This is a genomic window from Geoalkalibacter subterraneus (genome assembly GCF_000827125.1).
Taxonomy (GTDB): Bacteria; Desulfobacterota; Desulfuromonadia; order Desulfuromonadales; family Geoalkalibacteraceae; genus Geoalkalibacter_A; species Geoalkalibacter_A subterraneus.
This window is the reverse complement of the sequence record NZ_CP010311.1, coordinates 1,575,317-1,588,787: the sequence shown is the minus strand read 5'-3', so window position 1 is coordinate 1,588,787 and position 13,471 is coordinate 1,575,317. Positions and strand designations below refer to the sequence as shown.

Below are 13,471 nucleotides of genomic sequence, written 5' to 3'. Positions count from 1 at the left end.
GTTTACCGCTCACCTGTCACGGAAACGGCATAGCCTCCTTCATCCACCTCGATCGCCCCCAGCAGCTTCTTGCTGACCAGGTCGAACTTTTCAAGGCGCCTGTGCTCGGGGATCAGGGCGAACAGGGTGTTTTCCTCAGTATCCAGAGAAAGATAGGCAACCCCGCCGGAGGTGGATAAGGTGTCCACCGGCAGATCGAAGCCGGGATCGAGAACCATCACGTCGCCACTGCTCAACCCGACGTAGATCAGTCCATCAAAAGGATCGACTTCAATACACAGCGCCCCGTGCCCCACATACTTGCGCCCCTGAACCCTGAGCGTCGCGGCATTCACCACCAGCAGGTCGGCCGAATCGGCGGTGATGAGGTAAAGAGCCTTCCCATCATCGCTGACCGCCCCGCGCACGGGGGATTCTTCCAGGTGCACGGTGTCGATGATCCGCCCCTGGTGCGCGTCGACGTGAGTCAGCATGCCGGATGATTCCTGAAGGACGTAGGCCCTTTCCCCTTGCGGATCAAAGAAGACCGAGGAGGGGCGGTCGTTGAGCAGCAGACGTTCACGCTCCACGAACGAAACGGCATCGATCACGCTGATGCTGCGCGATCCGGCGTTGGCGCTGACCAGGATGCTGCCATCCGGGGAGAGAGCCATTTCAACAGGCCCGTCACCGGGGCGCAGGGTGATCATGGCCCGCACGGACTCGTTGACCAGGTCGAATACGGCAACGGCATCCTCTCCGGACAAAGCGATGTAGGCGCGTGAGCGAGCCGCGTCGAAGACCACCTCCCCCGGCCCGCGCCCCAATGCCACAACGTTGGTCACCGTCGGGGTCTTCTTTTCAAACAGGGTCAGGGTCCCGGCGGCATTGTTGGTCACCACACCCTTGAGACCGGGCAATACGGGACGCGAACCCCATAAAGAAAAACGCGGCGTAAAACGGTAGCCGGCCGTAACGATCCGGTCGGGTGAGAGAGACAGGAACAAAGCCGTCGTCTGGTCGGCACGGACGCGAAACGCCTCATCGATGGCAATCGGTTCCTCCGGGACCAGCAGATCGTTCTCCCCCTCGTCGGTCATCAGGGTCGCATCCTCGATCTGCAGATTCAGCCCAAGGTAATCGCCCGGTGGAAGATTAGCGGCCACCAGGCGGTGCTGATGCCCGATCAAATCGTCAGGACGAATCTCTCTCGGATCGTCCAGGAGAGCAACCTCCCCCCCATCCGCACGCCGCGCGGTGATCGAAGAAATCACGAACTTCAAGCGATGAGTTTCCTGCGGCAAAGGCTGCAGATAAACCCGCACCCCCGCCCCCGGATCACGCACAACCGGCACCGGCCGAGAGGGCAAAGAACAGCCAGCCAGCAGCAATACAGGCACCATCACCCAGAAAAGCCAAGAAATTCGGCCTCTCCCCCCAAGCCCAAAGCCCAAAGCCCAAAGCCTCGGGTTTTCCGCGTCCCGCGTCCCGCGTCCCGCGTCCCTCATCATCACTTCCCCCCCCCTTCATGACACTTCCCGCAAAACGACCCCTGATCCGCTCCAAACTCAAACCCAATATCCCGCCCATAATAACTGTTGGACACATCGCTCGCACTTGCGCCGCCATCCCCCAACGCGGGGTGTGAATCAGCCAGCAGGTTGGCAGTGAAATCCCAGCGTCCGGCATAGGGGAAAGCCGAAGCATGGGCACGATGGCAGGTCAGGCACATCACGTTGGAATTGGCGTCGGGTCCGCGGGTACTGGTCGGGTCAAGCAGCTGCGGGTCACTGATCCCCCGCTCAAACGGGGTAAATTGCAGGTAAGAGGAATCGGCGGTACCGGACAGGTCGCCGCTGCGGATGTAGGCATTGTAGCGGGACAGAGTCTGTTGATCGAAACGGGTCTGGCTACCTGAAGGATGACGGAAGCCCGGCCCGCCCCCTGAATTATGTTTGCTGGTGACCATGCGTCTATGACAGTTGCCGCACCACTCGCTCATGCCCGAACCGTAGTCCACATGGGAATCATCGGATTCGACGAAGGGGCGCGAAGGGTTCTGCCGGGCAATGGGTGCATCCTCCCTGAAGGAATAGCCGCGAACGGCGTAGCTTGAATCGCCCAGGAGCCGATAGTTGCCGCCCACCGTTCCGGCCGCAATCGGCTCGCCATAGGAACCGGAGACGGAGACCGGGAGACCATTCGATGCTGATTGCGAAAGACCGCCATGAGGATCATGGCAACTGATGCAGGACAGTTGAGAGGCAGGATAGCTGCCGCCGGGAGAAGAAATACGCTGAGGGTCGGCCGAGAGGTTGAAATCGCGGGCGATCACGTTGTGACCGTGCTGTTCGGCCGGGCTGGTGCCGCCATTCCAACTGAAGGTGCGGGTCACCCAGTAAAAGTCGCCCCCCGGGGTCAGGGCCGACCCGTCGAAACTGAAGACCGAAGGGCTGGCAGGCCCACCGGCGCCGGCATGGCAGTTGAGGCAGATGGAACCGGGATCGGAAGCACGCAGCAGGCTGACCGTGGCACCGGAGCGAATCGACAAGCCGCCCTCCGAATTGTGCATGGTATGGCACCCGCCGCAGTTGCCGACCCCGCCACGGTGAAAAGACGCAGCTTCAACCGCAGATACCGCGATCTGACTGCCTGTGGACAGCGCCAGCAGCAGAACAAAGCGCCACGCCCATCTCGTTCCTATGCCTATCTGAAGTCGCAAACGATCAATCCCCCGGTTGCGTGTCAGAAATCTTGACTTATTAATGCAACCATCACGCCTCATAAGGAACTCCCGAAATTAATTTTCATTATAACTCTCCGGGTTTGGGCGCTCGATCATTTCAGGATTCAACAAAAGAGAAGTGCAGGCCGAAAAAGGGCCGGCGGTGGTGTACAACCGCCGGCCCGAAAATCAGGCATAACAGAATTTTAACAGCTTTGAGTGTTCAGCTGAGGATCAGTCCTGCACGTGGCACTTGTTGCACAGCGAACGCTGATATTCGCCGTAACCATCGGTGAAGGGATTGCCACTGCCGGGATCGGCAACGTCGATTGCCTCACCATGCTTGTAGTAAGGCGCGGCAGTTTCTGCCACAGGGGTTCCTGTTTGAGGCTTGTACATCCAACTTTCGGCAATGAACTCACTGGTGGTGTAATCCCAGCGCAGAGCATTGTCAAAAGCTGACGCATGGGCGCGGTGGCAGGAGAGGCACATCACCTGGGAGCTGCCGTCGACACCAGCCGTCGCGGCTGCCTCTAAAGCTTGCCCAGTTTCACTATCGTAACCAGGAGAGGGCAGATCCCAGGAACCGGTGGTCACGCCGCGCTCGATGGGGACCAACGGATCATACGCGCTGGAAATGTCGCCGGTGAAATTACCGGTTGCCACATAGCTGTTGTAGACCGTAGGTACAGACACATCAGTGGGGTGCATGCCGCCGGAAGCGCTCTGGGAATAAAATTGCCCATGGCAGTTGGCGCACCAGCCGCTCATGCCGGAACCATACTGAGTTGATTTACCATCATAGCCGCTGGCGCGGGCGATGGGAGCATCTTCACTGAAGCCCACCTTGTTGCTGTCATACAGAAGGCGGTAGTTACCGGCGATGGTGCCTTCAGGCGGCACCTCGCCATAGGAACCGGACACCGAAATCGGCGCAGCGCCACCGATGGTGCCGCCCTGAGCCTGACCATGGGGGTCATGGCAGCTGGAGCAACCCAACTCAGCCGCCAGGAAAGAACCGCCCGGTGCAGTAGTCAAGTTTTCATCAGCAGACATACCAAAATCTGCTGCGACAACACTATGTCCTAAATTATTGTAATCAACAGTTTTGAAAACACCCGGGCGAACCTGGAAGGCATACCCATTATCGTTGACCCAATGAAAATCTCCGCCTTCGTTGGTGTTGCTGCCGTCGGCGCTGTTGACATGGTAGCGATCGGCGCCATTATGGCAGTTAAGGCAGGTTGAGCTGTTGTCGGAGCCTTTTTGCAGGGAAGGACCAGGCGTGCCAGGGGGAGCGCCGTTATCCGTCGGCGAATTGTGCATGGTGTGGCAGCCATCGCAATGCCCGACACCGCCGCCGTGGAAGGCAAAGGCCGAGCCGCTGACGAGCAGCAGAGCGCCGGCAACCGCAAGTGAAACAGTGAAAAACTTCTTCATTTTGTACATCCTCCGAATTTTTTTGGGGAAAATTCACTCCGACAACCCGGCCGTCCCTGTGGGACCCGTAGGCTTTGTGTCCCCACCTTGCGATGAGTTTACCCTTTACGGAGAATGTGGGCTTCCGTTGGCAGTTCCGGAAGACCCGTGACAGGGTGTTGCCATGATCCTTGATTACCTTTGACCCTCACCTCCTCTCCGGATCGAAATCTGTTTGTCTCTTCTTCATTTCTCCAGTGACCGCGCTTCCCGCTCAGTTGAAGCGGAGCTTGAAAACGCTGACACCGAGATTGGCCGCCTGCGACACATAGAGCTTGTTGTTGCGGGCGTCGACCGCCAGGTCATCGGGCACCACCAGGTTGTGGGGGGCGCCGCCGCGATAACCCATTTCGGTCTGAAAATTGAATTCATCGTCGAAAATCAACACCACGCTGCGAAGACGGTCGGCGACATAGATATTGCCGTGCTCATCAGCCTCGATGCCGGCCACAACCCCAAACTTGCCCCTGGCGCCGCCGGAAGTGCCGAACACCTCGAACTGGCCGTCGGGCTGCATGCGGTAGGCGCTGAACAGGGTCGGCACGGTAAAATAGATCTGGTCGCGGGCGTCGACGCTGAAGCCACCCAGCGCGGCCTGTTTGAGAGATTCGATTTCTTCCTCGATCATCCTGCGCTGCGACTCGCGCAGATCATCCCGATTGAGTTCTTCCTGCGAGGCCGAGAGAAGAAAGCTGCGCAGATCGAGTCCGCGCTGAAAGCGCCCTTCCAGGTCGACCACCACCATCGTCATGCTCCGGCTGTCTGCCAGGTAAATTTCACCGTCACGGTAGTCCATGAAGGTCGGGTGGAGAGGAAGATACTCTTCCGGCACATCGGTAATCGTCACGGGCTCGATCAACTCGCCCCGGTAATCAAGCCGCAGCAGCTGACCGGAGGTTCGGCGGGAGAAGAGCACGTACACCTCGCCCTCCTCGGCTACGGCCAGGTCGACCGCCGAGGCCAGCCCGTAATCTTCACCGTAGCTGTGCACCTGCATGGCAGATTCGTTGTAGATCTGGATCAAGCCATCTCCGATATTGAGGGCATAGGCCTCATCAAAGCGGCTGTCCACATCCACCTTGGCCCACAGGGAAGGCACCGGGCCTGAAAAGTCAGAGAGCTTGTAGGCAAAGGCGGCTTCAACACCGGCGCACGCCGTGGAGGCCAGCAGCGATGAGAGCACCAGCACCAGGGCCGACAGCATCGGTCCGGGGTTTGAAGCAAGTTTTCTGCGGTGCTGTGTGTTCATCCTGGTCGCCATCCCCAATTTTTGTTGTCCGGGTGGTGAAGAGCGTGCGTGCCACCGGTCCTGATTGCATTCGTTCGTTCCGGGCACCTCCTAGTGCACCCCGCGTGCCAGCTAACTTTAAGCGTTTCCAACACTCTCATTAGCCATTGAATTCATTGATTTTATGACTTAGGTGAGACCTGTAGGATCATATAATCGCATTAATTGAATATGGGGGTCTTAGCCCAATTGTGGGTTATATCCCCCACCCATCGCGCAGATTGATTGGGTTTTTATATCTATTACGAGCTGTTGGGTCGGGTTTTTAACGGAGAGGTGGAGAGGAAGAGAGAGGCGGAGAGAAAGGCTTGAAATCTTTATGGTAAATCGAAAAAATCTATAAAATCTTTCAGGGCACTTCAAAATTAGGACTGTGCATCTGCACAGATGAGGAGAGTGGTTTGATATGGAAATTTTTGCGGGGATGGCGCTGTTTTTTATGGACGGGGTTCGATAGAGTACAAATCATCAAGGTTTCGTTGTGGCAGGCGAAGGCTTGATAACAAGACTTCTTCATTGAGGGCTCCCTCCCTCAAGCGAACGTGACCGGCGCCAGGATGCCTCCCCTGGGTGCCGGTTTTTTTTGCCCAGCGAGGCCTTTTGCGAAAACATTACTGTTGACGGAAAGGCCGCTATCGATCCTCGCGGGTATGCCACAACCGTAGCACGTAGATCGTGGATTCCTGAATTTCGTAGCGCAGCTCATAGTGCCCGACGAGAATTCGGCGAACTTCGCGTGGCTCGAATTCTTCGAGCTTTTCGCCGATGCGTGGGTTTGCCAACAAGCTGGTCGGGGCCCTGGTGAGGGCCTGCACCGTGCGCGCAGCCGCTTCCCGGTTCACCAACGCCAAAAATTCATAAAGCCGCTCCAGGTCAGAAACTGCTCTTCCTGTCCACTTCAGCACCATCACCGCGGCACGGGCAACGGTTTGTCGTTATCCAGACTTTCGGCCCATGCCTGCACGGCCTGATGGTCGATAACGCTGCCGGCATCCACGTCAGCCAGGGCCTCCCGGGTAAGGCGACTGCGTTCTTCTTCCTGGTCGACCCAGGCCGACAGGGCCTGCTTCATGATCCAACCACGGGACCGGTCGAGGCGCTCGGCCATCTGATCGACCTTTTCGGCCAACGGGATAGGCACATGTGCTGTAAGGACTTTGGTTTTTACCTGTGGCATGGCAGAACTCCTGATTCTACTGGGTTTGATTATACTTGAACTATAGTGATTAAAAATGATTGTGTCAAACGCGTGTCGAGATTCTTGCGAGCGTTGACTTCCTTCTAAACGGGTTTTAACGGAGAGGCGGGGAGGAAGAGCGAGGCGGAGAGAAATCTTTCAAATCTTCCAGACTGTGCATCCGCACAGATGACTAAGGTGGTTATATATTGATTTTTCTGCGGGGATGGCGCTGTTTTTTATGGACGGGGTTCGATAGAGTACAAATCATCAAGGTTTCGTTGTGGCAGGCGAAATCTTGAGAACAAAAACTTCTTCATTTTGAGGACTCCCTCCCTCAAAGCATTGACCGGCACCAGGAATTGCCTCCCCTGGGTGCCGGTTTTTTTTATTTTTTTCCTGGTGTTCGGTGTGGGGTCGCAACTCCCATGACAAGGGTGTTTGGCGCCAGGGAGGGCGCCAATCAAACGGCCAGGGATGGCGAAAAGTGTCCCTTGTCATGGGAGTTGCGATCCCGCACTGCTACCTTGCCCCTATTGCATGATCTGCAGAAATCTCTTCTCGGTATAGAGCAGCCTGATCCATTCATATTCGAAGGGTGATCCGGTACTGTAGTACCTGAATGGTGTGCGCTTACGGGTGTCGATGGCGTTGAGGGTGTTGTAGGTCAGGGGCAGCAGGAACGAGTTGTTTTCGAAGTTGAAGGGGTCGATCTCGTTGAAAATCAAGAGATCGCCCCCTTTGCCGATGGCATCGCGCAGGTTTGAGGGGCCGAGCACTGGCAGAACCAGGTAGGGGCCGTTGCCGATGCCGTAGTACCCTAAAGTCTGCCCCAGGTCCTCCTCCTGGCGCGGCAGGCCCCAGCCGCTGGCAGGATCCCACAACCCCAGCACGCCCACGGTGGAGTTGACCACCAGACGTGCAGCGGTAATGCCGGTTGCCTTTGGTTTGAGCTGCAGGATGCAGTTGGCGAGGTTGTTGATTTCGAGAACGTTATCGAAGAAATTGCTGACCCGGTCCTCGGCGTAATCGGGCATCACCCAGCGATAGCCGTCGACGGCGGGCAGAAAAACATAGACATCGAAATAGTAGTTGAACTGGTAGACCAGGCGATTGACCCGCTCCAGGGGGTCGAACACCTTGATGGCATACTCTTTCTCCGGTGCAACAAATTGCGCGACCGGGCGTATCGGCTCGGGAGCGGAGGGCACCAGGGGGCCGCAGCCCGAACACATAAAAACAACCGCCGCAATGACGGCCAGCCCAAGGCGGCGCTCAATTCTCATTCCACTGATCCTGCCCGGTGAAAAAGGCCACCATCGCGGCCAGGTTGTCATAATGGGCCATGTTGCCGCAGTGGCCGCCATGGGGGTAAATTCGCGCTCTCTCGCCCATTGTTTCTTCCAGCCAGTCGACTTCTTCGGGTGAAACGATAATATCATCGCGATTATGCATCAGGCCCAGGCGGGGATTCTGCCGCAGGTAATCCCCAATGCTTTGCAGGGTCTGCCTTCTTTGCAGCTCCTCCCCTGTGAGCCCTGCTTCCCGCTCCTGGTAGTAGGGGAGCATGAATTCACGAAAATAGTCGCTAAAGGGGGTGTGGTGAGCCACAATGAAGTAATCCTCGAGGGGCTGGTAGGGGCTCAACTCGACCCCTGGTGGGATCATAAAGCCGCCGCCGTGCATCACATCGGAGGTAAACACCATATTGGCGGCGGAGATGCGGAAGGAGATGCCGATCAGCGCGGCGAGAAACTCGTCCGTGACCGGGTAGTGTTTGTAGACGGTATATAAAGCATTTTCGCTGAGCTTGAACAGATCCAGCTCCCTGTTAATTTTTGACAGATGGTTCATGACGTCGCGAAACCAGACGTTGAAGTTCTCCGGACCTCCGGGGATATTCTCCTCCAGCAGGCGGTCGAGGCGTTTGACAGATTTGTACAGGTCAACGGGGGGGTTGATCATCAGCACTTTTTCGAAATTGAACAGCTGCCGTTCATCATCGATTTGCGCGACAAAAGGGGCCTGGGCGGCGCCGAGGCTGTACCCGGCCAGGTGAAAGGCGCTGACTTCGACCGTGCTCCGCACCTTCTGCCAGGCCAGCGCCATGGAGCGATAAAGATCGCGGGAATCATCGCGCAGGTCGCCAGGCACCATGGTTTCGGACGAGGATATGATAAAGTTCATATGCGTGGGCGAGGACAGGGAGAGCACATGAAACCCTGCCTGATACAAGGCACGCTGCAGGACCCGCATTTTCCCTGAATCGTGGGCACCGCCGGTGCCGGCGATGAGAAAAACCAACGGCGCTTTTCGGGGTTGAGCTACGAGGGAGAAATCCATACCCTTCTGGTACCAGAAGATTTTCGGCACCGGCCGCCGGACGAAGGTCTTTATGCTGAAAATCTCACTGGGGATCTCTTTGGGGAGTTCGGGCTGGTATTCATCCGGCGTGCCAACGACGGTGGCCTCAAAGGGGTTGTCAAAGGGATAATCGTAGCTGCGGGCTTCTTTCGCGCTGACTGGACCAGCCAGAAGCAGAAGCGCTGGCACGAGTATTCCAAGCAAGCTGATTTTTACTGGTAATCGCATTTTTTATCCCTTGCCCCTCATCTCTTTCCCAAAAAAGGAGGACAGTATACATGCTTGATTTCAAAATCGACCAGAAAAAATGTACCCGTTGTGAACTGTGCGTCAATGACTGCCCGGTGGGCATCATCCGTATGGGGGATGATTTCCCGCATATCCCGGAGGAAAAGGAGTCCGCCTGCATCGGCTGCCAGCACTGCATGGCGATCTGCCCGACGGCGGCTGTTTCAATTCTCGGCAAGGTCCCCGAGGACAGCCAGCCCGTCGAAGGGCATCTGCCCGATCCGGATCAGCTGGAGACCCTGATCAAGGGGCGGCGCTCGGTGCGGCGCTATCGGGATGAAAATCTTGATCCGCAGCTTCTGCAACGCCTGCTGGACGTGGCTTGGCATGCGCCCACGGGGGTGAATGCCCGCCAGGTGCGTTTGACGGTGATCGATGACCGCGAGGTGATGCAGGCGATCCGCGAAGAGACCATGGAGGCGCTGGGCGAGGTGGTCGATCGCGACGCGCTGCCCAACAACCGGCTGATGTTTGCTGCATTTGTCGCGGCATGGCGCGACAAGGGCGTCGACATCCTGTTCCGTGGCGCACCGCACCTGCTGATCACTTCGACGCCGAAGAAATGTCCGGCTCCCAAGGAGGATGGTCTGATCGCCCTCTCCTACTTCGAGCTTTTCGCCCAGAGCCTGGGCGTCGGCACGGTCTGGGACGGTCTGGCCATGTGGGCCTACACCGAGCTGGTGCCGCATCTGCAGAGCCGTCTGGGCATCCCCGAGGATCACGAGATCGGCTACATGATGGCTTTCGGTCCGCCGGCGGTCACTTATCCGCGCACGGTGCAGCACTCTCCTGCGCTGATAGCGCGCTTACAAAAGTGAATCGAAAAAAACACCCCCGTGACGTTACTGTATTGTCGCGGGGTGTTTTTCCCACCGTCTCAATCCGGAGATCGGAACCCCACTTCGCCAAGGGCCGCATGAAGCCATCCCTGGCGCTTAGTTGTCGCCATCCCTGGCGACAAATACCCTTGGCGAAGTGGGGCTCCGATCTCCTTTTCCGAACCTGCCTCACTCCTCACTCCTCACTCCTCACTCCCCGCGCCTTCAACCGCTTGAAAATCAACGGCAGAGGATTCCTCCCCTGCCGATAGGCTTGATTCAGTTCCACCGGATCAACTCCGGTGGATGCGGCGAGAAGAACGTATTGGTTGTACAGGGTGGTTTTGAACAGGCCGTGCTTTTTCCAGCGTCGCGCCGAGGTGATCAGCGGTTGGTTCAGAGTGACAACCTTCCCCTCCCGGCGTGCTTTACGGACCAGAGCCACATCTTCCATGATGGGAACGTCTGCAAACCTGCCGATCCTTTTGAACAGGTCGCGTTTAAGAAACAGCCCCTGGTCGCCGTAAGGCCGCTTGAACCAGCGGGAACGCAGGTTCGTACCCCAGGTGATCAGGTTAAATCCCATTGAGTTTTTATCGACCGCAAAACGGAAGGCTCCCAGTGACACCTTTGGGTGCATCAGGGTGCGGCGCACCTGCGTGTCCCACTCTTTGGGCAGGCGGGAGTCGGCATGCAGAAACAGCAGGATATCGCCGGAAGCCTGTTCGGCGCCGGCATTCATCTGTCGCGCGCGGCCAGGGCTGCTGTGGCAGACTACGGCTCCAGCCGTTTGCGCCAGTTCACGGGTGCCGTCATCGCTGCCGCCGTCAGCCACCAGGCATTCGACATTGAATCCTTCCAGAACCTCCGAAATCACCCTTCCGACATGCGCTTTTTCGTTGAGGGCGGGAATGATGACTGAAATCTTAAGGGGCAGATCTTCGGCTTCATCCACATCGGCAAGTGTCGGCAGGAGTTTTATCTGCCGGGAAGATGCAGCGAGGGTCTGTTCGAGAACCTGCGCCGTACCCCACTCGATTTCTCGGAAAAGATCCGGCTGCGGGTGATTGAGGCCGATCAGGTAATAACCGCCGTCATGGGCGGGGCCGATGACGCAGGGTTCATTTTCCAGCAGTTCGAAAGCTCGGGCGATCGTGTCGCTGCGGTTCTCGGGACAGTCACAACCGATGATGACCACCCGTCGCGCACCCTGCTCGAAATGCTCCTGAACAGCACGGTTCATCCGCACCCCCAGATCGCCCTCCCCTTGATCGATATAGGTGGGTCGGTCCCCAAGCCACTGTTGCATCTGTTCAACACTGCCGCCGGTGAAGCGAACCTCGACCTGGATCCCAACGGCCAGCGCCTGCTTCAGGGTGTACTCCGTCATGCGGCGCTGCAGATCGGCAGCGCCATCAGCGCCCAGGGTGGGAATCAGGCGTGTTTTGGCACGTCCAGAAACTGGAAAACGGGTGAAGATGATAAGCCTATCTATTTGATTCATATATAAAAACAAATCCCCATGATACGAGATGCAAAACAGCACAGATACCAACAAAATCAAGATACCCTACCATGATCGAAACGCCGAATAAAGGACATCCCGCCACTGAAAAACAACCTCCCGGTGATAAAGCAACATCTTTTCTGTAAATTCGCCCATCCTCTTTGTGGCAGTGATCGGCGATTAAAAAGCCACCTTCAAGGCTGACCGCTTCGAACATCAGTGGCGTGAACATGATCATGAACAATGGCAAGGGATCACCGATGTCACGCTTGGCGCCCGCCTGATGTATCAGATCAGCCGCAAATTCGCCCCCTATGTCGGGGTCACCTGGAACCGCAAGGTCGGCGAAACGGCCCATGAGATCGGCAAGGAAGGCGGCAACACAAGCTCATCCGGATTGGTCGCGGGGATTCGTTTCTGGTTCTGAAAAACGGCTGATTCCTGCGGGAGGGTTATCCGAAGACTGACCAGTGCGTGCGTTGCGCCAGCATCTCGACCGCTTCGGTGCCCAGCTTGGAATTACCCAGGTTGTTGAGGCCCGGCGACCAGACCGCGATGGAGGCGCGCCCCGGAACGATCACCAGGATTCCGCCGCCGACACCGCTTTTCCCCGGTAGACCGACCCGGTAGGCAAAATCTCCCGAGCCGTCGTAGTGACCGCAGGTCATCATCAGCGCATTGATGCGCCGCACGCGCATGGAAGAGATCATCTGCGGCATACCCGATGAATTGATCAGGAATCGTCCCGCCCTGGCCAGCTGCCGGCAGCTCATCTCCACCGCGCATTGATGGAAATAAGTCCCGAGAGTCCAGTCGGGCTGATGCAGCAGGTTGTCGCAGCTGCGCAGATAATGCGCCAGGGAATAATTGCGGTGGCCGGTTTCCCGTTCGGAACGTGCCACCTCGTCATTGATATAGATGGTATCGTCGTCCGTCGCGGTGCGGATAAAGGTCATCAGGGTCGCAAGCGCTTCACGCGGAGTGCTGCCGGCCAGGATGGCATCGGTGACCACAATGGCCCCGGCGTTGATAAAGGGGTTGCGCGGGATGCCGTTCTCCTGTTCGAGCTGCAGGATCGAGTTGAACGACCTCCCGGACGGTTCACGTCCCACGCGACGCCAGAGCTGATTTCCGTAACGCCCGAGGGCCAGGGCCAGGGTAAATACTTTGGAAACGCTCTGGATGGAAAAAGGCTCATCCGCGTCCCCCACGCTGAGCACCCGTCCGTCAGCCAGCGCCACCGCCATGCCGAACTGGTGGGGGTCGATGGCGGCAAGTTCGGGGATGTAGCCGGCCACCCTGCCCCGCTCCTCCCGCGAAGCCATCTCCTCGCCGATCTGCTTGAGAATTTTACCAAGTTTCATAATATCTGTTTCCAACAGGGGGTTGATAAACTTCAATCCTACCCGAGAGCGGTATTGATTAAAAGACGCAAGACCAGAAATAAGGCGGGGAAGACATGTACGGGTAAATCGGGGGCTATATAGAAAACACAGAGGGAGGGAGGGAGGGAGGGAGGGGATCAGAGAAAAGCACCGATTCCTTTAAGGATTATTCAGATCTTTGCAGAGCGGTTACGGCGTAGGCTCAGGGTACCATGTAGAGAACACCCGAATCCGCGGCACTCTTGCTCAGGTACATGATGCCGACCACCAGTGGCAGGGCGACATCGGTCAGGAAAAAACAGAGGATCCCGTGAGTGCGCCCCAGGGCCTTCTTGAGCTTGGTCAGCCGGTAGAATTCCTCCTCCGACAATCCGCGCCCCAGTGAAAACAGCGCAACAAACAAGGCGAACAGACCCATCACGAACTCTGAAGGTGTCATTTCTTCCCCCTATGATCTGTTT

The 13,471-nt window shown here is 57.3% G+C and carries 14 protein-coding genes and 1 riboswitch; of the genes, 2 read left to right on the top strand and 12 right to left on the bottom strand.

What is annotated here, in order from left to right; genetic code table 11:
- Positions 1–2: 2 nt before the first annotated feature.
- The 8 genes from GSUB_RS07285 to GSUB_RS07250 all read right to left on the bottom strand — a co-directional run bounded on the left by GSUB_RS07285 (position 3) and on the right by GSUB_RS07250 (position 9,201).
- Positions 3–1,382 carry a YncE family protein gene (locus tag GSUB_RS07285; protein WP_040199989.1) on the bottom strand — a complete coding sequence of 460 codons (1,380 nt, stop codon included), beginning with the start codon at positions 1,380–1,382 and terminating at the stop codon, positions 3–5.
- Between the two features lie 107 nt (positions 1,383–1,489).
- Positions 1,490–2,701 (bottom strand): cytochrome C, encoded by a 1,212-nt coding sequence (locus GSUB_RS07280; protein WP_144401977.1) that lies wholly within the window; start codon positions 2,699–2,701, stop codon positions 1,490–1,492.
- Between the two features lie 237 nt (positions 2,702–2,938).
- The gene (locus GSUB_RS07275) at positions 2,939–4,144 is read right to left on the bottom strand and encodes a hypothetical protein (protein WP_040199988.1); all 1,206 of its coding nucleotides are present in this window, start codon (positions 4,142–4,144) and stop codon (positions 2,939–2,941) included.
- Positions 4,145–4,181: 37 nt separating this feature from the next.
- A riboswitch (cyclic di-GMP riboswitch) is annotated at positions 4,182–4,257 on the bottom strand.
- 140 nt (positions 4,258–4,397) lie between these two features.
- Positions 4,398–5,432: an NHL repeat-containing protein gene (locus GSUB_RS07270; protein WP_040199987.1), complete on the bottom strand. Its 1,035-nt coding sequence runs from the start codon at positions 5,430–5,432 to the stop codon at positions 4,398–4,400.
- Positions 5,433–6,103: 671 nt separating this feature from the next.
- Positions 6,104–6,379 carry a type II toxin-antitoxin system RelE/ParE family toxin gene (locus GSUB_RS07265; RefSeq protein ID WP_144401976.1) on the bottom strand — a complete coding sequence of 92 codons (276 nt, stop codon included), beginning with the start codon at positions 6,377–6,379 and terminating at the stop codon, positions 6,104–6,106.
- Complete coding sequence (locus GSUB_RS07260; RefSeq protein ID WP_040199985.1) at positions 6,379–6,648, bottom strand: CopG family ribbon-helix-helix protein; 270 nt, start codon at positions 6,646–6,648, stop codon at positions 6,379–6,381. Before GSUB_RS07260 ends, GSUB_RS07265 begins: the two co-directional genes overlap by 1 nt.
- Positions 6,649–7,181: 533 nt before the next feature.
- Positions 7,182–7,934, bottom strand: a complete 753-nt coding sequence (locus GSUB_RS07255; RefSeq protein ID WP_040199984.1) for an MlaA family lipoprotein — start codon at positions 7,932–7,934, stop codon at positions 7,182–7,184.
- Complete coding sequence (locus GSUB_RS07250; RefSeq protein WP_235269920.1) at positions 7,924–9,201, bottom strand: alpha/beta fold hydrolase family protein; 1,278 nt, start codon at positions 9,199–9,201, stop codon at positions 7,924–7,926. The genes GSUB_RS07255 and GSUB_RS07250 overlap by 11 nt, the downstream gene beginning before the upstream one ends.
- An 89-nt stretch (positions 9,202–9,290) precedes the next feature.
- Between GSUB_RS07250 and GSUB_RS07245 the strand changes: the two genes are divergently transcribed.
- Positions 9,291–10,118, top strand: coding sequence for a nitroreductase family protein (locus GSUB_RS07245; RefSeq protein ID WP_040199982.1), 828 nt, complete (start codon positions 9,291–9,293; stop codon positions 10,116–10,118).
- A 196-nt stretch (positions 10,119–10,314) separates the two neighbouring features.
- On the opposite strand, the gene GSUB_RS19025 is transcribed toward GSUB_RS07245, so the two are convergent.
- The gene (locus GSUB_RS19025; RefSeq protein ID WP_052464707.1) at positions 10,315–11,622 is read right to left on the bottom strand and encodes a TIGR04283 family arsenosugar biosynthesis glycosyltransferase; all 1,308 of its coding nucleotides are present in this window, start codon (positions 11,620–11,622) and stop codon (positions 10,315–10,317) included.
- Positions 11,606–11,875 carry a hypothetical protein gene (locus GSUB_RS19020; protein ID WP_158414053.1) on the bottom strand — a complete coding sequence of 90 codons (270 nt, stop codon included), beginning with the start codon at positions 11,873–11,875 and terminating at the stop codon, positions 11,606–11,608. The genes GSUB_RS19025 and GSUB_RS19020 overlap by 17 nt, the downstream gene beginning before the upstream one ends.
- A gap of 33 nt (positions 11,876–11,908) precedes the next feature.
- Here GSUB_RS19020 and GSUB_RS18550 point away from each other — a divergent pair, with 33 nt between their 5' ends.
- On the top strand, positions 11,909–12,052 hold the full coding sequence (locus GSUB_RS18550) for a copper resistance protein B (protein WP_235269919.1): 144 nt from the start codon (positions 11,909–11,911) through the stop codon (positions 12,050–12,052).
- A gap of 25 nt (positions 12,053–12,077) precedes the next feature.
- On the opposite strand, the gene GSUB_RS07235 is transcribed toward GSUB_RS18550, so the two are convergent.
- Together GSUB_RS07235 and GSUB_RS07230 are read right to left on the bottom strand one after the other, a co-directional pair.
- Positions 12,078–12,989, bottom strand: a complete 912-nt coding sequence (locus GSUB_RS07235) for a glutaminase (RefSeq protein ID WP_040202229.1) — start codon at positions 12,987–12,989, stop codon at positions 12,078–12,080.
- A 223-nt stretch (positions 12,990–13,212) separates the two neighbouring features.
- The gene (locus tag GSUB_RS07230) at positions 13,213–13,449 is read right to left on the bottom strand and encodes a hypothetical protein (RefSeq protein ID WP_040199981.1); all 237 of its coding nucleotides are present in this window, start codon (positions 13,447–13,449) and stop codon (positions 13,213–13,215) included.
- Between the last annotated feature and the right edge of the window lie 22 nt (positions 13,450–13,471).

Bases quoted from the DNA above. Each gene is read 5' to 3' on its own strand.
- GSUB_RS18550 (WP_235269919.1), top strand. From the start codon at position 11,909: ATGTATCAGATCAGCCGCAAATTCGCCCCCTATGTCGGGGTCACCTGG.
- GSUB_RS07235 (WP_040202229.1), bottom strand. From the start codon at position 12,989: ATGAAACTTGGTAAAATTCTCAAGCAGATCGGCGAGGAGATGGCTTCG.
- GSUB_RS07270 (WP_040199987.1), bottom strand. From the start codon at position 5,432: ATGAACACACAGCACCGCAGAAAACTTGCTTCAAACCCCGGACCGATG.
- GSUB_RS07285 (WP_040199989.1), bottom strand. From the start codon at position 1,382: ATGGTGCCTGTATTGCTGCTGGCTGGCTGTTCTTTGCCCTCTCGGCCG.
- GSUB_RS07255 (WP_040199984.1), bottom strand. From the start codon at position 7,934: ATGAGAATTGAGCGCCGCCTTGGGCTGGCCGTCATTGCGGCGGTTGTT.
- GSUB_RS19025 (WP_052464707.1), bottom strand. From the start codon at position 11,622: ATGAATCAAATAGATAGGCTTATCATCTTCACCCGTTTTCCAGTTTCT.
- GSUB_RS07245 (WP_040199982.1), top strand. From the start codon at position 9,291: ATGCTTGATTTCAAAATCGACCAGAAAAAATGTACCCGTTGTGAACTG.
- GSUB_RS07275 (WP_040199988.1), bottom strand. From the start codon at position 4,144: ATGAAGAAGTTTTTCACTGTTTCACTTGCGGTTGCCGGCGCTCTGCTG.
- GSUB_RS07260 (WP_040199985.1), bottom strand. From the start codon at position 6,648: ATGCCACAGGTAAAAACCAAAGTCCTTACAGCACATGTGCCTATCCCG.
- GSUB_RS07265 (WP_144401976.1), bottom strand. From the start codon at position 6,379: ATGGTGCTGAAGTGGACAGGAAGAGCAGTTTCTGACCTGGAGCGGCTT.
- GSUB_RS07230 (WP_040199981.1), bottom strand. From the start codon at position 13,449: ATGACACCTTCAGAGTTCGTGATGGGTCTGTTCGCCTTGTTTGTTGCG.